Here is an 18,301-nt window from a genome sequence, read left to right as displayed (position 1 = left end):
ATGGAACAGATCATTTATTTCGAAGACTACGAGATCGGCTCCTCGCGGCTGACCAGCGGCCGCACCATTACCGAGACCGATTTCGTCGTCCATGCCGGCCACACCGGCGATTTCTTTCCGCACCACATGGACGCCGAGTTCATGAAGACGACGCCGTTCGGCCAGCGCATCGCGCACGGCACGCTGGTGTTCTCGGTCGGCATCGGACTGACGGCAAGCGTCGTCAATCCCGTTGCCTTCTCCTATGGCTATGATCGGCTGCGTTTCATCAAGCCGGTGTTCATCGGCGACACGATCCGCACGCGCACCACCATCGCGGCCAAGGAGGACGATCCGAAGCGGCCGGCCGCGGGCCGGGTCATCGAACGCTGCGAGGTGATCAACCAGCGCGACGAAGTGGTGTTGGCCGCGGATCACATCTACATCGTCGAACGCAAACCCGGCTGAGGCAGCGCTACGATCCGGTGGCGCGCGCGGTGATGCGCTCCAGACCGAGCAGCAGCGCCAGGGTCGCCACCACCAGGATCATGGTGAGCGCTGCTCCCGCAAAGATGTCGCCTCGGTCGGTGAGGCTGAAGATCGACACCGGCAGCGTCACCCAACCCGGCGGATAGACCATCACGGTGGCGCCGAGTTCACCCATCGACAGTGCGAAGCTGAGCCCGAACGCTGCGACCAGATAGGGTGCGAGCAGAGGCAAGGTGACGTGCCAGAGGCGGTAGGCCGGCCGCGCGCCGAGGCTCGATGCCACCTGTTCGAAGTCGGGCGAGAGCCGCGCCAGGCCGGCCGACACATTGCCGAAGGTGAAGGCCGATATCAGCACGAAATGCGCGATCATGACGATCGCGATCGTACCGTTGAGCAGCAGCGGCGGATGGCTGAAGGCGACCAGCAGGCCAAGGCCGACGGAGACCGAAGGCACGGCGCTGGGGATGAAGAACAACAGGCCGAGCAGGCGCCGCAGCGCATGCCCCTGGACCCGCAGCGACAGCGCCGCCCAGGTGCCGCTGACCAGCGCCAGCGCGCTGGCTGCAAAACCGGTGAGAAGGCTCGCCTTGACCGCATCGCCGGCCGCGCCATGCAGGACGTCGCTGTAGTGTTCCGTCGTCAGGCTGCTCGGCAGCACCCCGTTCCACTGGCCGGCAAGGCTGGACAGGAGAATGACCGCAAGCGGCGCCAGGAACAGCACACCGAAGATCAGCGCGAAGAGGAGCCACAGAACGAGGCGACCGGAGCGGGACCAGACCAGCATGGCTAGACCCCCAGCCGGCCGGCTGCGAAACGATAAAGCCCGAACAGGCCGAGCGACAGCGCGATGTTGATCAGGGCGATGATGCAGGCGACCTGATAGGCCGATTCCTGGATCGCCTTGCCATAGATCAGCAGCGGCAGCGTGATGACCCCCTTGGCGCCGATGAACAGCACGATGCCGAACTCGTTGACGGTGAGCAGCAGGCAGAGGCTGCCGCCGGCAATGAGCGCCGGGATGGCGGCCGGCAGGATGATTTGGCGCACGATGCGGAACGACCGCGCGCCGAGCACGCTTGCCGCTTCGATCTGGCCGCGGTCCACCAGCGAGAAGGCGGCAAGCAGCGGCCGCAGGATGAACGGCGTGTAGACAGTGACCTCGGCCAGCACCACGCCCCAGCTCGAATAGAGAAAATCGACGGGCGGCGACGGCAGTGAAAAGGTCTCCATCAGCCCTGCGTTGAGCATGCCTGCGGAGCCGTAGAGAAAGGTGAAGGCGAGCGTCACCAGGAAGGTCGGCAATGCGATGAAGGTGTCGATCAGCCTGGCAATGAAGCCGCTGCCGGGGAACGGAACAAAGGCCAGGATCAGTGCCAGCACGAGACCGACGATCAGGCACCCGGCAGTCGCGGTAACCGAAATCGTCACCGTGTTGATCAGCGCGTTGAGGAAGAAGCGCGAATGCAGGACGCGGATCACTTCGGCGACATTGGCAACGCCGCTGTCGTCCAGGAAGGCCTGCCGGGCGATGAGCGCCAGCGGATAGAAGAACAGCAGGGCCAAGAGTGCGGCCGGCGGCACGATCCAGAATCTGCCAGGCTCTCTCCTGACCGCTGGCGAGGCGATAGCGACAGCCTCAGACACCGGCGTCTTCCGGAACGAGCGAGGTGTCGGTGGGCGCGAAGAACAGCGGCACCTTGGCGCCGGGTTCCGGCAGGGCCATCGGCAGTCTCGTCGCCGAGACGCGCACCGTCGTACCGTCGACGTCGAGCACGAGATGGGTGAGTTCGCCTTGCCAGTGCACCTCCAGGAGCGTGCCGACAATGCGGTTGGTATGGTCGCCATCGGCCGTCAGGCTGAGGTGCTGGGGCCTGATACAAAGCAGGCTCTTGTCGCCGACCTTCTCGTCACGGCCGGTGCCCATCAGCACCGCGTCGCCATGCCTTGCCGCGGCAAAACCCTTGGAGCCGGCAGCCTCGGCAATGGTGACCGGCAGTAGATTGGCGCGGCCGAGGAACTCGGCGGTGAAGCGGTTGGGCGGACGGCGGTAGAGCTCGGTCGTCGGTCCATGCGAACAGACCGAGCCGTCGCGCATGATGGCGATCTTGTCGGCGAGGGTGAGCGCCTCTGTCTGGTCGTGAGTGACATAGAGGATCGTCAGGCCCGGCAGGCTGCGGTGCAGCCTGGCGATCTCCTCGACCATATTGCGGCGGATCTGTGCGTCCAGCGCCGAAAGCGGCTCGTCAAGCAGCAGCACGCGGGGCCGCACGGCAAGAGCGCGCGCAATCGCGACACGCTGCTGCTGGCCGCCGGAAAGCTCGCGCGGATAACGTCCTGCATAGGCAGCCATGCCGACGGTACCGAGCGCATCCTTGACCCGCTCGGCGATCAGCGCCTTGTCGGCGCCCTGAGCCCTGAGGCCGAAGGCGACGTTGTCCTCGACCCGCATATGCGGAAACAGCGCGTAGTTCTGGACCACCATGCCGAGCCCGCGCTCATAAGGCGGCAGATCGGTCACATCCGTCGCGCCAATGCGGATTCGTCCGCTTCTCGGCCGCACGAAGCCGGCCACCGCCCGCAAGGCGGTGGTCTTGCCGGAGCCGGACGGGCCGATCATCGCCAGGATCTCGCCGGGAGCAATATCCAGGGTCAGCGGATGCAAGACGACGTGAGCGCCATAGGCGACAACAACCTTGTCGAAATGGACGTTGGAGCCGGCGCCGCGAACCTTCGCGGCGTCGATGTCCATGACACTGGTCCCAGTAAAAGCGGCGGCCGACATGGCATGGTCCTCCGGATTGGCAGGGATCAACTTCCGGTCGCTTCGTTCCACCGCTTGACGTAGTCAGGCAGCTTGGCCAGAGCGTCATCCCAGTTCGGCGACCAGATGGTCAGGCCCTTCATCGCCTCTTGCGCCTTCGCGAAATTGGCGTCGTTCGGCGTCACATCCTTGCGGGCCGGCAGGCCAAGAGCCACGGAACTGACCTTCGACTGAGCTTCCTTTGAGAGCAGGAAGTCGATCAGCTTCTTGCCGTTGTCGGCATTGGGCGCGCCGGTTACCAGGCCGATCTCATAGGGCAGCGCAAAGGTGGAGCGCACGCCGTCAGGCCCCGCCGGCCAGAACACCTTGATATTGGGATTGTCGGCCATTTGCGACATGTTCATCTGCAAATCGCCGTTGGCGACATGCAGCTCGCCCTTGTTGACCAGCGCCGTCAGCTTGCCGGTCGAAGCGGAGGGGCCGACATTGTTGTCCTGCAATTTCTTCATGAACTCGAAACCTGCATCCTCGCCGCCGAAGGCATGGATGATCTGCAGCATGACAGCGGTGCCGTCGCCGGCCTGGCCGGGCGTCGAGTATTGGATCTTGCCCTTGAATTTCGGGTCCAGCAGGTCGTCGTAGCTCTTCGGCGCTTCCGAAAGCACGGCGCTGTTGTAGATGAAGTTCATGTAGTTGTTGACCAGCGGCCGGTATTTGTCGGTGCCGCCGTCGATCTGGTCCGCCCCTTCGGGCTTGTAATCCTGCAGCAGGCCGCCGGCGGCGGCGCGCTGCACGAAGGGCGGCAATGTCACCAGCACGTCCGCTTGCGGGTTCGACTTCTCCTTGGCGACACGCTCGACGACACCGCCCGAACCAGCCTCGATATACTGCACCTTGATGCCGGTGGCCTTGGTGAAGGCGGCGAACTCGGTTTCGAACCAGCTGCCGTTGCCGTCATGCAGGCCATCGGCGGAGTAGATGGTGACGACGCCATCTGCCATCGCCGGTCCGACGAGGGCAGCCGACGCCAGCAACGCGGCGAAAGCCGCGACCATGGTTGCGTTGCGTGATTTCATGTCCAGTTCCCCTTTTTTGATTGATGGCACATTCTGCGATGCACTGTGGCGACCGCGCCGGCTGCTTCTGCTTCGTGGGTGCCGGCAGCGTCGTCGTTAAGCGCAACTCTGGGGATTGGAGATCGATAAGTAAAATCTATTTATTTTATGACAGGCAAACTTCGTCTGATAGTTGTCATGGAACCGTCGCAGTCATGTCGTGAACATGTTTCGGCCTGCTCAGGGCAGGCCGTCGAAGCGTTCGAGCAGGTGGTGATCAGACGAATGAAACGCCAAAAGTCTGCGCCCGCAACCGCGGGTCGGACGAGCGCACGGTCACCGGCCGGCCGTCGAGAATCTCAAAGCAGCGCGCGAGCGTGTCGTCCTCGAGCCGGCGCATCGCCTGATGCGTAAAGAAGGTGAGGTGCGGGAACAGGATGACGTCGTCGCGGCCGAAAAGCGCGCCCATCGGATGGCCCGATTTGGCCAGCGGCTCGACCGAATAGACGTCGAGCCCGGCGCCGCCGATGCGCTCGGAAACGATCGCCTCGACAAGGGCCGCCTCGTCGATGAGCGCGCCGCGCGAGACGTTGACGATGATGGCGGAGGGCTTGAGACAGGCGAGTTCAGCCTTGCCGATCAGGCCGCGCGTGCTGTCGTTCAGCACGCAATGGATTGAGACGAAGTCGCAGGCGCGAAGCATTGCCTGGAGGTCGTCGGCTTTTTCGATGCCGGCGGCGCGCATCGTTTCGGCGTCGACACCGGGATCGAAGCCAAGAAGCCGCGCATGAAATCCCTGGCCGGCCATGCGCGCCATGCTGCGGCCGATTTTGCCACAACCGACGATCCCAAGCGTGGCGCCTGAAATGTCGCGTCCCAGCCAGCGCGGCTCGGGCCAGATCCAGCCATCGCGCGATACCGCCGCGGTGATGGCGGGCAGCCGCTTGGCCAGCGCGACCATCATGGCGAAAGCACCTTCGGCGACGGTTTCCTCGGCATATTCGGGCACGTTGACGACGGGGATACCGCGCCTCATGGCAGCGGGGATATCGATGGCGTCGATACCGACGCCATATTTGACGATGCCCTTCAACCTAGGCGCCGCGTCGATCACCTCCGCAGTGACTGGCGTGTAGCACATCAAGAGCAGATCGGCGTCGGCGACCGCGGCTTTGAGCTCCGCCTCGGAAATGCCGTCCGGCAGCGTCACCAGCTCGACACCCCTTGCCCGCAAGCCGGCATCGATGCCTGGACATTCGAGCTCGCGGTCGGTGCGGACGGCCTTCACGGTCAGGCTGTCAGCACAGCGCGTTCGACGATGTCGAGCGCACGGTCGAGATCGGCTTTCGAAATCACCAGCGGCGGTGACAGCGTCAGCACGTTGCCGTGGCTGACCTTGAAGCTCAGCCCCCGTTCGAGGCAGGCATAGAAGACGCGTTCGGCAAGATCGCGCGCGGGCTGGCGCGAGGTACGGTCCTCGACAAGTTCGACGCCGACCATCAGCCCCCTGCCCCTGACATCGCCGACATGGGGCGAGCGCCCCATCAGATCCTGCATGCGTCCCAGCATATGCCGGCCAAGCTCGGCCGCACGCTCGACCAGTCCTTCCTCCAGGATGATATCGATCGTCGTCAGCGCCGCGCGCGTCGTCACCGGGTTCTTCTCGTGGGTGTAGTGACCGATGGCAAAACCGCCGGTGACGTCGAGATCGCGGCGGGCGATGACAGCGGCGATCGGCAGGATGCCGCCGCCGAGCGACTTGCCGAGAACGACGATGTCCGGCGTCACGCCGTCATGCTCATGGGCGAAGAATTTTCCGGTCTTGCCAAGGCCGGTCGGGATCTCGTCGAAGATCAGCAGCGTGCCGTGCCGGTCGCAGGCCTCGCGCACCCGATTCCAGAAACCGGGCGGCGGCGGGTTGGGCGTTGCCCGCATCGGCTCGGCGACGACCGCGGCCACATCCTGTTCGCGACCGAGCACATAGGCGATCATGTTGGCGCAGGCGAGCCCGGAGGCTTCCAGGGTGCCGTGGCCGTAAGGACAGCGGTAGCCGTCCCAGGGCGCGACATGTTCGGTGCCGGTCATCATCGGCCCGGCGATATGGGAACGGAAGGTCGCTTCGCCGCCGACGCTTGCGGCACCGAAGCCAGCGCCATGAAAGGCATCCCAGAACGAAACCGTCTTGAAGCGGCCGGTCGCGGCGCGCGCGATCTTCAGCGCCACCTCGATGGCGTCGGAACCGCCTGTCGTGAACAGCACCTTGCCGAGATCGCCGGGCGCCAACTCGGCCAATTTCTCGGCCAGTTCGACAGCGGGTTCGCAGGTGAAGCGGCGCGGCGCAAAACAGAGATCGTCGAGCTGTTTCTTGATCGCGGCGACCAGCTTCGGATGGCCATAGCCGAGATGGTGCACGCTGTTGCCGTGGAAATCCATGAAACGGCGGCCGGCGGTGTCCTCGATCCAGATGCCTTCGGCCTTAGCGATCGTCGAAAGACAAGGGCTGGACAGGCTCTGGTGCATGAAGGCCGAAGCGTCGCGGTTAAGCAGCCCGCGGATGCGTGGATCGTCCTGGCCGGAATCCCAGCGGCTGCGGGCCGCCGTGGTGTTGGAATCGCCCTCGGTATGCACAAGCTCTTTGATCGCGGCCATAACCATCTCCGAAACGCGAATGAGGGAGCGTGGAACGCTCCCTCGGTTGTTCTGTCAGCCGAGTCGTCCGGTCAGGACCAGGGCAGCGAAAACGTCTTCACATTGGTATAGCTCTTCATTGCCTCGATGACGCCTTCCTTGTAGCCATTGCCACTGTCCTTGATGCCGCCGAACGGCGACATCTCGATGCGGTAGCCCGGCACTTCCCAGATGTTGACGGTGCCGACCTCAAGGCCGGTGATGTATTTCTGCATGCGCGGAAACGAGTTGGTGCAGACGCCCGACGACAGGCCGAAGGCGGTCGAGTTGGAGAGCCTGATCAGCGCCTCGTCATCGTCCGGTGCGCGCACGATCGGGATGATCGGGCCGAAGGTCTCTTCCATCACCAGTTCGGATGTGTGCGGCACACGATCGACGACGATCGGCGGCAGCAGCGCGCCTTGCCGGCCCGGATTGTAGAGGATTTCGGCGCCCTGCCCGGCGGCCATGTGGACCCGGGCTTCGAAGAGTGCCGCCGCCTTCTCGTGCACGACGGTGCCAAGATCGGTCGTGCGGTCCATGGGGTCGCCGAAGCGGATCTTCCTGGCCCGCTCCAGCACCAGCGGCACGAAGCGGTCGGCGACGCTTTCCTGGACAAGGATGCGCTTGACCGCCGTGCAGCGCTGGCCGGAGTTCTTCGTGGCGCCGGCGACGGCGAGATCCGCGGCCCTGGCCAGATCGTCGTCCGAGAGATCGTTGAGGACGATCAGCGGATCGTTGCCGCCGAGCTCCAGCACCTGGCGCTTGTAGCCGGCGGTGCGGGCGATCATCTTGCCGACCGGCACGCCGCCGGTAAAGGTGATCAGGTCGATATTGTCGTTGGTGATCATCTCGTTGCCAATGTCGGCCGGCCAGCCGGTCACCACCGAGAGCATTTCCGGCGGCAGGCCGGCTTCGTAGAGGATGTCGGCCAAAAGCAGCGCCGTCATCGGCGTCAGTTCGGTCGGCTTGACCACCACGCAATTGTTGGTGGCGATCGCCGGCGCCACCTTGTGCGAGACCATGTTGAGCGGATGGTTGAACGGGGTGATCGCCGAGATCGCCTTCAGCGGCTCGCGCGTGGTGAAGATCTTGCGCGCCTTGCCGTGCGGGGTGAGATCGCAGGAGAAGATCTGGCCGTCATCCTGGATGCACATCTGCGCCGACAATGTGAACACGTCATAGGCGCGGCCGACCTCATAGAGCGAATCCGTCTTGGAGATGCCGAGCTCGAGCGTAATGAGATCAGATATTTCTTCCCGGCGCGACGCCAGTTTTTCCGCCGTGCGGAACAGGATCTGCTGGCGCTCGTAGCGCGTCAGCTTCGACCTGTAGCCGGCGGCGATCTCGAAGGCCTGGCGGGCATGCTCGGCGCGGCCGGCGGGCACGGTGCCGATAACCGCATTGGTATAGGGGTAGTGGACAGGAACGACGCCGTCGGCGTCGGCCTTGCGACCAGCTATGCGCATCGGTTCGTGGCGGACTTTGATCGAAGTATCGAGCTTGGTCATCGGTTCCGTTCCAGCAATTCGAAGGAGAAAGTGGTGCAACGGATTGTCGACCCCCACTCCGGCCCTTCGGGCCACCTCTCCCCCGATCGACGGGGGAGAGGAAATCAGGTGAGGTCGGCGCCACCACGTTTCCGGGCTAAGCCGCCGCTAGCCCTGGCGCCTTTCCTCTCCCCCGTCGATCGGGGGAGAGGTGCCGAGCGAAGCTCGGCGGAGTGGGGGTCGACAATCACGCTCGAGATCAAGCCTGCGCGGCCGCCATCGTCGCGTAGTAGAACGCGTCGAAGTTCCTCAGCACGGGCTCATCAGGCAAATCGGCCAGCACGCGGTTGACGATGAACGGCACCTCCTGCTCGGTCAGCCCGCCATGCGAGCGCAGCGGCTCGTTGAGGGCTGCCAGGTCGTGGCGGTGTTCCGAGGTGCCGATCGTCTTGTTCTGCGTCGAGATCAGCACGATGTCGCCGATGCGGTCGGCCGGCAGTTCGAAACGCTCGCAGGCGGTCGGGCTGTCGACAACCAGCATGATGCCGTCGATCTTCGCCAGCCGCGCCATGATGTCGGCCTGATCGGCGCCGTCAGGAAGGTAGGCGGTGGCGAACGAGCCGAGCGCGCCGTGATGCACGACATAGGGATCTGTGATCGGCAGAATGACGCGCGCGGCATCCTTGCCCAGCCATTCGTCGAGCAGGTCCTGGACATAGACGACGTCAGGCGAACCATCCTGCTTGTGCTTGGGCTTCATGCCGTGGTCGGCGGTCACCACGATTGCCGCGCCCAGCGCATCAAGCTCGGCCAGGTACTTGTCGAACATCTCGTAGAAGGCGTTGGCCTGGGGCACGCCGGGCGCGTATTTGTGCTGCACATAGTCGGTGGTGGTCAGGTACATGATGTCGGGGCGGAATTCCTTCAGCAGTTGGACGCCGGCGGCGAAGACGAATTCCGACAGTTCGGCCGAATAGACTTCCGGCACCGGCAGCCCAAAGTGCTTCGAGGCATTGTCGATGCCGTGCTCGGCCTTGGTGGTGGTGTCGGATTTTTCGGCGGAGAAGCACAGCGCGCGGCCGTCGTCGAAGGCGAGGCCCTTGCCGAGCAGCGCACGCAATTTGTCCTTGGCGGTGACCACCGCGACCTTGGCGCCGGCATCGTAGAAGGCCTGGAAGATGGTGGGCGCGCGCAGGAAGCGCGGGTCGTTCATCATCACTTCCTTGCCGGTTTCGCGCTCGTAGAGGTAGTTGCCGCAAATGCCGTGCACCGAGGGCGGGCGGCCTGTGGCTATCGACAGATTGTTGGGGTTGGTGAAGCTCGGAATGACAGAATGCGCAAAACGCACCGTGCCTTTCTGCTTGATCCTGACCAGCGCCGGCATCAGCCCGGCCTTGATGGCTTCGTCGAGATAGGCCGGCTCGCAGCCGTCGAGGCAGATGGCGATGGCCGGCACACGTGGCCAGGCGTAGGTGCGGCCGTTGACCGCGACGTTGATGGGAGACATCTGGTTCATCGAAATCCTCAAAAATTCTGCCGCTTCAGGCGGCGAGTTTGGCGCGCTCGGCGATTGCCGCGGCGGGAGGAGCGGCGGTGTCGACGTCCATCTCCTTCAGCGACTGCGCCGCCGCCTCTACGACGCGGCGCATGACATGTTCGTCCATCTGGCCGATGCAGCCGATACGGAAGCTATCGACGACGGTCAGCTTGCCCGGATAGATGATGAAGCCCTTGTCCTTCATCAGCTCGTAGAAGCGGTCGAAGGCGAAGTTGGCGTGGGCCGGGTTGAAGAAGGTGACGATGATCGGCGACAGCCAGCGATCCCTGAGCAAAGTCTCGAAGCCGAGCTCGCGCATGCCGGCCACCATCACGTCGCGGTTCCTGGTGTAGCGGGCGCCGCGGCCGGCAACGCCGCCCTCGGCCTCGTGCTGGCGAAGCGCTTCAAGGAAGGCGGCGACGACATGGGTCGGCGGCGTGTAGCGCCACTGCCCGGTCTTGTTCATATGCGCCCACTGCGCATGGACGTCGAGCGACAGCGAATGGCTGCGGCCCTTGGCGGCTTCCAATTCGCTCTTGCGGGCGATGATGAAGCCGAAGCCCGGCACGCCCTCGATGCACTTGTTGGCGGACGAGACCATCGCCTCGTAGCGGATCTCGTTCACGTCGAGCGCGATGGCGCCGAAGGCGCTCATGGAATCGACCAGCAGCTTGCGGCCCTTGGCATGGACGGCTTCGGCAATCTCGGCGACGGGGTTGAGGATGCCGGAACTGGTCTCGCAATGGATGGCGATCACATGCGTGATGGCAGGATCGGCCTCGAGGGCGGCGGCCACCTCGTCGCCGCGCGGCGGCAGGTAGTCGCCCTTGTCGATCAGCGTATAGGCGCGGCCGAGATACTGCATGGTCTGGGCCGCGCGCAGGCCGTAGGCGCCATTGGCCAGGACCAGAACCTTGCCGTCCTTCGGCACGAACGAACCCAGCATCGCCTCGACGCAGAAGGAGCCGCTGCCTTGCATCGGCACACAGTCGAATTCGCCTTTTGCATCGCCGGTCAGCGCCAGCAGGCGGCGGCGCATGTCTGACGTCATGGCGCGGAAATCGCCGTCCCAGGATCCCCAGTCGCGCAGCATCGCCTGCTTGACCGGATAGGAGGTGGTGAGCGGCCCGGGCGTCAGCAGGTATGGCTCGCCCAGCGCCGGACCGGCCAACGGCTCCGCGGCAAATTTCGTCTCGGCGAGCATAGTGTCCTCCGCTGCTTTTTATGTGTGGCCATTCTTGGCTGGAACGACCTATTTGTAAAATCGTTATTTTGTATTGATGTATAAGCTAACCCGATGATCTGGCTTGCGGTCGAATTATTGCCCGGCGGGATAATCGCGCCTCCAGCCGAGCGCAGCCTGCGTGGTATCCATGACATGTGCGTGACCGTGGGCGATCATCCCCAGATATAAGAAGAATCGTTCCTTCATGCCTTTTTGCCTGCGAGGCTTATGATAGGTTGGCGGCCGGAACTCGGATCTAGAAAGGTGAGAACATGCGCTACGTTCAATTGCGAGCCTTTCACCAGGTGGCGATATCAGGCGGGTTTTCACGTGCCGCGGAAGCGCTGTTCCTGACGCAGCCGGCAATTTCGGACCAGGTGCGCAAGCTCGAGGAAGAATATGACGTGCTGCTGTTCAACCGGAACAAGAAGCAGGTCACGCTGACCCATTCGGGCCAGAAGCTGCTCGAAATTACCCACCGCATGTTCGACACCGAGCAGCAGGCGCTCGAGCTTCTGACGGAATCGCGCGCCCTGCGCTCCGGCACGCTGCGCATCGTCGCCGACGCCGCGCATCATCTGCTTCACATCCTCGGCAGTTTTCGCGCGCGCTATCCCGGCGTCCAGGTTTCGCTGCGCGCCGGCAACACCGAGACGGTAATCAGCAGCCTCTACAGCTATGATGCCGACATCGGCGTGCTGGGCGAGGTGCCGACCGGACGCGACTTCGAGGTGCTGAAACTCAATTCGACGCCGATCATCGCTTTTGCGTCCGTCGATCATCCGCTGTCGGGCAAGAAATCATTGAGCCTCAAGCAACTCGCGCAGGAATCGCTGGTCATGCGGGAGCGCGGCTCCAAGACGCGCCAGAAGCTCGAGGATCTGGCCGCGGCATCGAAGGTCGAACTCAGGCCGGTGATCGAGGCGGAAGGCCGTGAAGCCGTCCGCGAGATCGTCGCCTCGGGTGCCGGCATCGGCTTTGTCTCGGCGGCCGAATTCGGCCAGGATTCGCGGCTGGTAGCGATCGCGCTCGACGCGCCTGAGACGTTGATGGACGAAGCGCTGATCTGCCTGCGCGAACGCAGCGGCGGCAAGCTGGTGCGCGCCTTCCTCGACATGGCGCGTTCGATGTCGGCGGATTAGGCGGCGGCCCTGATCTCCTCCACATCCGCTTTCACCCGTTCCGACTTCGGATCGTAAGGGGTGCGCAAATGTGCCGTGGCCGCGTGGCGAACGCCGGCAAGATCGATCTCGAAACGGCCGCTAGCCAGAAACGCAGCGTCGACGCCCGTCTCGTTCTCGATCAGCCCGAGCGCCACCGAGCGGCCAAGCGTGTGACCGTAGGCGGCCGAGCGGACCTCGCCGACGGGCTTGCCGTCGCGCAGGATCAGCTCGCCGCCCCACAGCATCGGCTCGGCATGGTCGAGCGTGAACAGTACGATGCGTTTTGCTGGCGCCGTCGACGGCTTGGCCTCGACCAGCGCGTCACGGCCGATGAAGCCACCCGGTTTGTCCATGGCGACGGCGAAGCCAAGCCCCGCCTGCCAGGGGGTAATGTCAGGCGTCAACTCACGGCCCCAGGCGCGAAAACCCTTTTCGATGCGCAAGGCATCAAGCGCGTAGTAGCCGGCGTCCAGGAGGCCGAATTCGCCGCCAGCCTCGTGCAGCGCCTCGTAGACGCCGACGGCGAATTCCGTCGGCACGATCAGCTCCCAGCCGAGCTCGCCGACATAGGTCATGCGGTTGGCGTAGGCGGTAGCGTAGCCGATATCGATCTCGCGGATGGTGGCGAAGGGGAAGCCGGCGTTGGAAAGATCGGCCGACGACAATTTGCCCAGGAGATCGCGCGAGCGCGGCCCCATCAGCGCCAGCACCGCGTAGGACGAGGTGACGTCGGTCACGATGGCATGTGCGTCCGGTGGGATGTTCCTGGCGATCCAGTCGGCGTCGTGGACCGCTTGCGCCGAACCGGTGACGATGAGGAATTTTTGCGCACCAAGTCGCATTACGGTGAGATCGCTTTCGTACCCGCCGCGCGCGTTGAGCACGCCCGTGTAAACGGATGTACCGACCGGTACATCGACATTGCCGGCGCAGATGCGGTTGAGCAGGGCACAGGCGTCGCGGCCCTGCACGAGAAGCTTGGCGAAAGAGGTCTGGTCGAATACGGCAACAGCCTCGCGCGTCGCCTTCATTTCGCGCTTGACTGCCTCATGCCAGTTCTGGCGGCCGAAGGCATAATCGTTCCCGGCCCTCTCTCCCGGGGCCGCGAACCAGTTGGCGCGCTCCCAGCCCATCTTGGAACCGAAGCAGGCGCCCCTGGCGGCCAGCCGGTCGTAGAGCGGCGAGCGGCGGAAGGGTCGGGCGGTGTCCAGCTCGCGGTTCGGCCACGGCATGGCGTAATGCAAACCGAGCGTCTCCTTGACGCGATCATGCAGCCAGCGCGGATTGTTGTTGAAGGCGGCGAAGCGCCTGATATCGACAGGCCACAAATCCATGGTCGGCGCGCCGTTGACGATCCACTCGGCCAGCGCCTTGCCGGCACCGCCGGCGCTGGCGATGCCCATCGAGTTAAAGCCGGCGCCAACATAGAAATTCTTCAGCTCCGGCGCCTCGCCGAGGAGAAAATTGTTGTCGGGCGTAAAGCTTTCGGGACCGTTGTAGAACTTCTTGACCTCGGCTTGCGCCAGTTGCGGCACGCGCACCAGCGCGTTTTCCATCAGAATCTCGAACTGATCCCAATCGTCCGGCAGCAGCGCGAACTCGAAATTCTCGGGGATGCCGTTCATGCCCCACGGCTTGGCATGCGGTTCGAAGCCGCCCATGACCAGCCCGCCGACCTCTTCCTTGAAATAGATGAAGCCGTCCGGATCGCGCATGACGGGCAGGTCCGGATGCACACCCTCGATCCGGCCCGTGACGATGTACATGTGCTCGGCCGAATGCAGCGGCACCGAAACACCGCACATCAGCCCGACCTTACGCGCCCACTGGCCGGCGCAGTTGACGACGATCTCGGCGGCGATGTCGCCACGGTCGGTCTCGACACCGCAGGCGACGCCGTTTCTCACCGTGATGCCGGTGACCTTGACGCGCTCGAATATCCTCGCGCCGCGATTGCGCGCGCCCTTGGCGAGCGATTGCGTGAGATCGGTCGGATTGGCCTTGCCGTCGCCAGGCAGCCAGACCGCGCCGACCAGATCGTCCGTCGCCATGACCGGCCACAGATCGCCGGCTTCGCTCGGCGAGATGACATCGATCTCAACCCCTTGCGCACGCGCCGACGCAGCCGTGCGCTTCAGCACCGTCATGCGGTCGGCGGTGCGCGCCACCGACAGCGAGCCGCAATTCTTCCAGCCGGTCGCGAGACCGGTCTCGGCCTCCAGTTCGCCATAGAGTTGAGTGGAGTATCTGATCAGGCTGGTCATGTTGGAATGGCTGCGCAATTGCCCGACCAGGCCCGCGGCATGCCAGGTGGTGCCGCCGCTGAGCTGCCCCTGTTCAAGCAGGACGACGTCGGCCCAGCCAAGCTTCGTCAGGTGATAAGCGACGGAGCAGCCGATGATGCCGCCGCCGACGATCACGACGCGTGCCTGCGTGGGAAATTCATGTGCCATGAGGGGTTCCGCCATCTTGAGGGATGGTCGGCAAGCTAACACAGGAAAGTCAAATATCAAGCCAAAAAGTCACAAAATATCACATCAAGATGCGATGATCAGTTCCGGCCCTTTTTGTAAAAGCGCGTCGGCAAGCGCAGTTTGCGGCCGGGCGTCGACGATAACGCCGGCGGCGCGGTCGAAATTCGGAATCCTGAGCGGCGTCAGCTTGCCGAACTTGCTGCTGTCGAGGACGAAATAGGTTTTGCCGGCGAGCGCGATCATGCGGCCGCGCTGCTCGGCACCGGCCCTGGTGAAATCGGTCACCTCGCCATTCGGCGACAACGCGCCGCCGCCGAGAAAGGCGATGTCGACGCGAAAGCGCGCCATTGCATCGAGCGCATCGATGCCGGAAGCGGCCTCCTCGCCTGGGTCGACTTCACCGCCCAGTATGTGCACGCGCATGCCGGGCACATGGCACAGATGCAGTGCAATCTTCAGGCTGGTCGTGCAGATGGTGAGATCGCGCAGGTCGTTCATGGCCTGCGCGACGGCCAAGGTGGTGGTGCCGGAATCGAGGAACACCACCATACCGCTGCTGACAAGGCCGGCCGCCGCCCTGCCGATCGCCGCCTTGCCGTGCGCATTCTCCCGGCTGCGCAGGCCCATCGCCGGCTCGCTCGGCTCGAAGCGAGCGGCGCCGCCATGCACGATGCCGAGCCGTCCCTGGTCTGAAAGCAGCTTCAGGTCGCGGCGGATGGTCTCGCGCGAGACGTCGAAAAAGCCGGCCAGTTCGGCGACGCTGACCGAGCCCTGGGCACCCAGGCGCCTCAGGATCTCGTCATGGCGGCGAGGAGCAAGGGCACGTGCCGGCAGACGGCTGTCGGGGGACATGAAGAACCTCATATCGAACGAATGATGGCGATATGTGGCAGTGAACCGGCCGGGAGGCAACCGCGAGGACGGCGTGGCCATAGTCGATCGATAAGGTCTGGCCCTGTTCGGGTGCTGACCCAGCGTCAGCGTCCGCGCAGGCTTTGCAGATTGTGCACGTGGACGTGGTCGCCGGCCGCCACGGCAGCCGTCAGGCGGCCGATCGCCTCGCCGTATTTGCGTATGGTGGAGCCGGCGGCCAGGTCGTGCAACGCCAGCTTATGACCGGCTTGCAACGCGGCGCCGGCCTTGAGGACAACCCCCTCGCGGGCGCCTCGCGTCGTCACTTCGGCGCCTGCCTCGACCGGTTCGACGAGGACAGCCACGTCGTCGTCAGCGTGCAGCACTATGGCTCCAGGCTTGGTCATGCGCCGGCAAGCCGGACCTGGACGCCGGTCGCGTCTTCGCGCAGCTTCAGCACGGCGCCGACATCCTTGCCCGCCATGCCAGCATCCATCGCCTCCCTGAGCACGGCGAGCGTGGCGCCCCCGACCGGCGTCTCGACGCCGAGCGCGTCGTTCATCGCCAGGGCAAGCCGGCAATCCTTGTGGGCAAGCTTGACCATGAAGCCTGGCTCGAAGTCGCCCTTGAGCGCGCGATTGTGCATCGCCACCGCCAATTGCTGGTTCCAGGCCATCGTCGTCTTCAGCACGTTGATCATGGTGTCGAGCGTCAGGCCCGCCTTGGCGCCGGCGACCAGCGCCTCGGAGCTGGCCGTTATCAGCACGCTGGCCAGCAGGTTGTTGGTGAGCTTCATTGCCTGCCCCATGCCGAGCCCGCCGCAATGGATGAGGTCGGCCCCCATGCTCGACAGGATCGGGCGCGCGCGCTCCAGCACGGCGGCATCGCCGCCGATCATCAGCGTCGAGGTTCCGGCGATGGCGTGCTCCACCGTCTTGCCAACAGGGCTGTCGATCATGTCGACGCCGCGTTGCGCCAGCCATGCGCCGATACGCTGGGTGGTCTGCGGGTCGATCGTGCTCATGTCGATATAGAGGCTGCCGGCCCTGAGGCCATGACCGATGCCGTCGGCACCGAGCACGGCGGCCTCCACATCAGGCGCATCCGGCAGCATGGTGATGACGATTTCCGATTGCTGTGCAACCTCGCGCGGCGACGCCGCCGCCCGAGCGCCGGCCTCGACGAGTTTTTTCACCGCCACGGGATTGAGGTCGAAGACCGTCAGCGCGTGTCCCGCCTTGAGCACGTTGCGGGCCATGGGTGCGCCCATGGTTCCAAGCCCGACAAAACCGACTGACGTCATGGATCAACTTCCTTCCCTGAATTACTCTGAATGCGCGTGCCGCCCGAACTCCTCAGGACGGCACTTTCCACTGGTCGAGCTGCCATGCCGGCAGGCCACGCAGATCCTTGGCATTCTTGTCGGTGAAGCCGCTTTCGTCCGGCACCTTGCCCGTGCCCTCATAGGCTTTCTGAAGCAGCGGCGCCGCCTTGCCGAAGGCGGCCTTGACCTGGTCCCAGCTCAGCGCCTCAGGAATCATCTTGCCGGCAACCATGAACTGGGAGATTTGGCTGATTGCCGCCGCATCGCCTTCGGTCGGCCAGATCCAGCCGCGCTGGAAAAGCACCTCGTCGCCGATGACCTTGGCGCCCAGCGCAGGATCGAGCCCCCAATATTTGACAACCGACTGCGAGATCTCCCGCGGGTCGATCTTCTGGAGATCGGCAAGCGCGCGTTGCGCGGCCGTCAGGAAGGCCTGGCCGAGCGCGGCATCGTCGCCGACGATGCGGTCGCTGCAGATCCAGAAGGAACGGTGCAAATAGTAGCCGTCGGGGTAGAATTTCGACTTCTTGACGCCGGGCAGCATGTGGCCTTCGCCCTCGCCCGCGGGTCCGCTGTAGCCGGCCTCGGTATAGCCGAACGAATTCATGATCCCGGTGAGGCCGGTTTCGGCATTCGCCTTGAGGAAGGCCGGGTAGATCACCACCGACGCGTCCATGCCCTCCGGGAGGGACGCGGCAACGGCCTGGGTCGGCGTGTTGACGATGTTGATGCCGAAGGCGCGCGGGTCGGCGTCGCCCAGTTCCTGCAGCAGCATTTGCGAGAGCGCGTTGTAGGGGTCGCCGCCGACAAGCGCGCCGACGGTCTTGCCCTTGAGGTCGCCGATGTTCTTGATGGCGGAGCCCTTGCGGGTCGCCAGCACCATGCGCATGTGGCCCTCACCGACGGTGAGAATGTTGATCGGCTGCGCCTGCGAAAGCAGCCGCACGATCGGGGTGTTGCCCCACATGCCGATGTCGAGATCGCCGGAGACGAAAGCCTCCACCATCGGCAGCGCGGAAGGATAGTCGCGCCAGTCGACTGTCAGGTCGTAGCCGAGTTCGGCGGCCGCCTTCTCGAGCAGCTTTTCGTTGATCATGCGTTGCGTCAGCGGCGAGTTGCCAGCCGCGTAGGGCTGGCGGCCGATTGAGACCTTGGCCGGCTTGCGGTCCTGCGCCCGCACGATCGATGGCATGGCCAGCGCGGCAGCCGCGGCACCACTCAGGACTGCGCGTCGGTTGAATGCGGTTTCCAGAAGTTTCCTCATGACAATCCTCTCCCTGTTGTC

16 protein-coding genes are annotated in these 18,301 nt (G+C 64.4%); 2 read left to right on the top strand and 14 right to left on the bottom strand.

The window, feature by feature from the left end; genetic code table 11:
- Positions 1-447, top strand: coding sequence for a MaoC/PaaZ C-terminal domain-containing protein (locus FJ490_RS00200; protein WP_140514514.1), 447 nt, complete (start codon positions 1-3; stop codon positions 445-447).
- A gap of 7 nt (positions 448-454) precedes the next feature.
- Here FJ490_RS00200 and FJ490_RS00195 read toward each other — a convergent pair whose 3' ends face one another.
- The 9 genes from FJ490_RS00195 to FJ490_RS00155 all read right to left on the bottom strand — a co-directional run bounded on the left by FJ490_RS00195 (position 455) and on the right by FJ490_RS00155 (position 11,182).
- Positions 455-1,252, bottom strand: a complete 798-nt coding sequence (locus FJ490_RS00195; protein ID WP_140514512.1) for an ABC transporter permease subunit — start codon at positions 1,250-1,252, stop codon at positions 455-457.
- Between the two features lie 2 nt (positions 1,253-1,254).
- Positions 1,255-2,112, bottom strand: coding sequence for a 2-aminoethylphosphonate ABC transporter permease subunit (locus FJ490_RS00190; protein ID WP_140497597.1), 858 nt, complete (start codon positions 2,110-2,112; stop codon positions 1,255-1,257).
- Positions 2,105-3,217: an ATP-binding cassette domain-containing protein gene (locus tag FJ490_RS00185; protein WP_224680228.1), complete on the bottom strand. Its 1,113-nt coding sequence runs from the start codon at positions 3,215-3,217 to the stop codon at positions 2,105-2,107. The genes FJ490_RS00190 and FJ490_RS00185 overlap by 8 nt, the downstream gene beginning before the upstream one ends.
- A gap of 59 nt (positions 3,218-3,276) precedes the next feature.
- Positions 3,277-4,305, bottom strand: a complete 1,029-nt coding sequence (locus FJ490_RS00180; RefSeq protein WP_140555604.1) for a 2-aminoethylphosphonate ABC transporter substrate-binding protein — start codon at positions 4,303-4,305, stop codon at positions 3,277-3,279.
- 256 nt (positions 4,306-4,561) lie between these two features.
- A complete protein-coding gene (locus FJ490_RS00175; RefSeq protein ID WP_140728074.1) occupies positions 4,562-5,572 on the bottom strand; it encodes an NAD(P)-dependent oxidoreductase in 1,011 nt (336 codons plus the stop codon).
- Positions 5,573-5,574: 2 nt separating this feature from the next.
- Complete coding sequence (locus FJ490_RS00170; protein WP_140728073.1) at positions 5,575-6,933, bottom strand: aspartate aminotransferase family protein; 1,359 nt, start codon at positions 6,931-6,933, stop codon at positions 5,575-5,577.
- Between the two features lie 71 nt (positions 6,934-7,004).
- On the bottom strand, positions 7,005-8,462 hold the full coding sequence (gene phnY, locus FJ490_RS00165) for a phosphonoacetaldehyde dehydrogenase (RefSeq protein ID WP_140583899.1): 1,458 nt from the start codon (positions 8,460-8,462) through the stop codon (positions 7,005-7,007).
- Positions 8,463-8,700: 238 nt separating this feature from the next.
- Positions 8,701-9,957, bottom strand: a complete 1,257-nt coding sequence (gene phnA / locus FJ490_RS00160) for a phosphonoacetate hydrolase (RefSeq protein WP_140728072.1) — start codon at positions 9,955-9,957, stop codon at positions 8,701-8,703.
- A 25-nt stretch (positions 9,958-9,982) separates the two neighbouring features.
- Positions 9,983-11,182 carry a 2-aminoethylphosphonate--pyruvate transaminase gene (locus FJ490_RS00155; RefSeq protein ID WP_140497584.1) on the bottom strand — a complete coding sequence of 400 codons (1,200 nt, stop codon included), beginning with the start codon at positions 11,180-11,182 and terminating at the stop codon, positions 9,983-9,985.
- A gap of 293 nt (positions 11,183-11,475) precedes the next feature.
- Between FJ490_RS00155 and FJ490_RS00150 the strand changes: the two genes are divergently transcribed.
- A complete protein-coding gene (locus FJ490_RS00150; protein WP_140497582.1) occupies positions 11,476-12,345 on the top strand; it encodes a LysR substrate-binding domain-containing protein in 870 nt (289 codons plus the stop codon).
- Here FJ490_RS00150 and FJ490_RS00145 read toward each other — a convergent pair.
- The 5 genes from FJ490_RS00145 to FJ490_RS00125 all read right to left on the bottom strand — a co-directional run bounded on the left by FJ490_RS00145 (position 12,342) and on the right by FJ490_RS00125 (position 18,280).
- A complete protein-coding gene (locus FJ490_RS00145; protein WP_140555613.1) occupies positions 12,342-14,819 on the bottom strand; it encodes an FAD-dependent oxidoreductase in 2,478 nt (825 codons plus the stop codon). The two genes, FJ490_RS00150 and FJ490_RS00145, sit on opposite strands and share 4 nt — an antisense overlap.
- 84 nt (positions 14,820-14,903) lie before the next feature.
- On the bottom strand, positions 14,904-15,692 hold the full coding sequence (locus tag FJ490_RS00140; RefSeq protein ID WP_140728071.1) for a DeoR/GlpR family DNA-binding transcription regulator: 789 nt from the start codon (positions 15,690-15,692) through the stop codon (positions 14,904-14,906).
- Between the two features lie 125 nt (positions 15,693-15,817).
- Complete coding sequence (locus FJ490_RS00135; protein ID WP_140497576.1) at positions 15,818-16,099, bottom strand: UxaA family hydrolase; 282 nt, start codon at positions 16,097-16,099, stop codon at positions 15,818-15,820.
- On the bottom strand, positions 16,096-16,995 hold the full coding sequence (locus FJ490_RS00130) for an NAD(P)-dependent oxidoreductase (RefSeq protein ID WP_140497574.1): 900 nt from the start codon (positions 16,993-16,995) through the stop codon (positions 16,096-16,098). Before FJ490_RS00130 ends, FJ490_RS00135 begins: the two co-directional genes overlap by 4 nt.
- Before the next feature lie 52 nt (positions 16,996-17,047).
- Positions 17,048-18,280 (bottom strand): PhnD/SsuA/transferrin family substrate-binding protein, encoded by a 1,233-nt coding sequence (locus FJ490_RS00125; RefSeq protein WP_140497572.1) that lies wholly within the window; start codon positions 18,278-18,280, stop codon positions 17,048-17,050.
- Positions 18,281-18,301: the final 21 nt, after the last annotated feature.

The sequence above is a fragment of the Mesorhizobium sp. B2-5-11 genome (genome assembly GCF_006440835.1).
Classification (GTDB): domain Bacteria; phylum Pseudomonadota; class Alphaproteobacteria; order Rhizobiales; family Rhizobiaceae; genus Mesorhizobium.
The sequence above is the reverse complement of the archived record's forward strand: the minus strand, read 5'-3'. Positions and strand labels throughout refer to the sequence as shown.

Bases quoted from the DNA above. Each gene is read 5' to 3' on its own strand.
- FJ490_RS00185 (WP_224680228.1), bottom strand. From the start codon at position 3,217: ATGGACATCGACGCCGCGAAGGTTCGCGGCGCCGGCTCCAACGTCCAT.
- FJ490_RS00135 (WP_140497576.1), bottom strand. From the start codon at position 16,099: ATGACCAAGCCTGGAGCCATAGTGCTGCACGCTGACGACGACGTGGCT.
- FJ490_RS00155 (WP_140497584.1), bottom strand. From the start codon at position 11,182: ATGCTCGCCGAGACGAAATTTGCCGCGGAGCCGTTGGCCGGTCCGGCG.
- FJ490_RS00170 (WP_140728073.1), bottom strand. From the start codon at position 6,933: ATGGCCGCGATCAAAGAGCTTGTGCATACCGAGGGCGATTCCAACACC.
- FJ490_RS00200 (WP_140514514.1), top strand. From the start codon at position 1: ATGGAACAGATCATTTATTTCGAAGACTACGAGATCGGCTCCTCGCGG.
- FJ490_RS00125 (WP_140497572.1), bottom strand. From the start codon at position 18,280: ATGAGGAAACTTCTGGAAACCGCATTCAACCGACGCGCAGTCCTGAGT.
- FJ490_RS00130 (WP_140497574.1), bottom strand. From the start codon at position 16,995: ATGACGTCAGTCGGTTTTGTCGGGCTTGGAACCATGGGCGCACCCATG.
- FJ490_RS00180 (WP_140555604.1), bottom strand. From the start codon at position 4,305: ATGAAATCACGCAACGCAACCATGGTCGCGGCTTTCGCCGCGTTGCTG.
- FJ490_RS00150 (WP_140497582.1), top strand. From the start codon at position 11,476: ATGCGCTACGTTCAATTGCGAGCCTTTCACCAGGTGGCGATATCAGGC.
- FJ490_RS00140 (WP_140728071.1), bottom strand. From the start codon at position 15,692: ATGTCCCCCGACAGCCGTCTGCCGGCACGTGCCCTTGCTCCTCGCCGC.
- phnY (WP_140583899.1), bottom strand. From the start codon at position 8,462: ATGACCAAGCTCGATACTTCGATCAAAGTCCGCCACGAACCGATGCGC.
- phnA (WP_140728072.1), bottom strand. From the start codon at position 9,957: ATGAACCAGATGTCTCCCATCAACGTCGCGGTCAACGGCCGCACCTAC.
- FJ490_RS00195 (WP_140514512.1), bottom strand. From the start codon at position 1,252: ATGCTGGTCTGGTCCCGCTCCGGTCGCCTCGTTCTGTGGCTCCTCTTC.
- FJ490_RS00145 (WP_140555613.1), bottom strand. From the start codon at position 14,819: ATGGCACATGAATTTCCCACGCAGGCACGCGTCGTGATCGTCGGCGGC.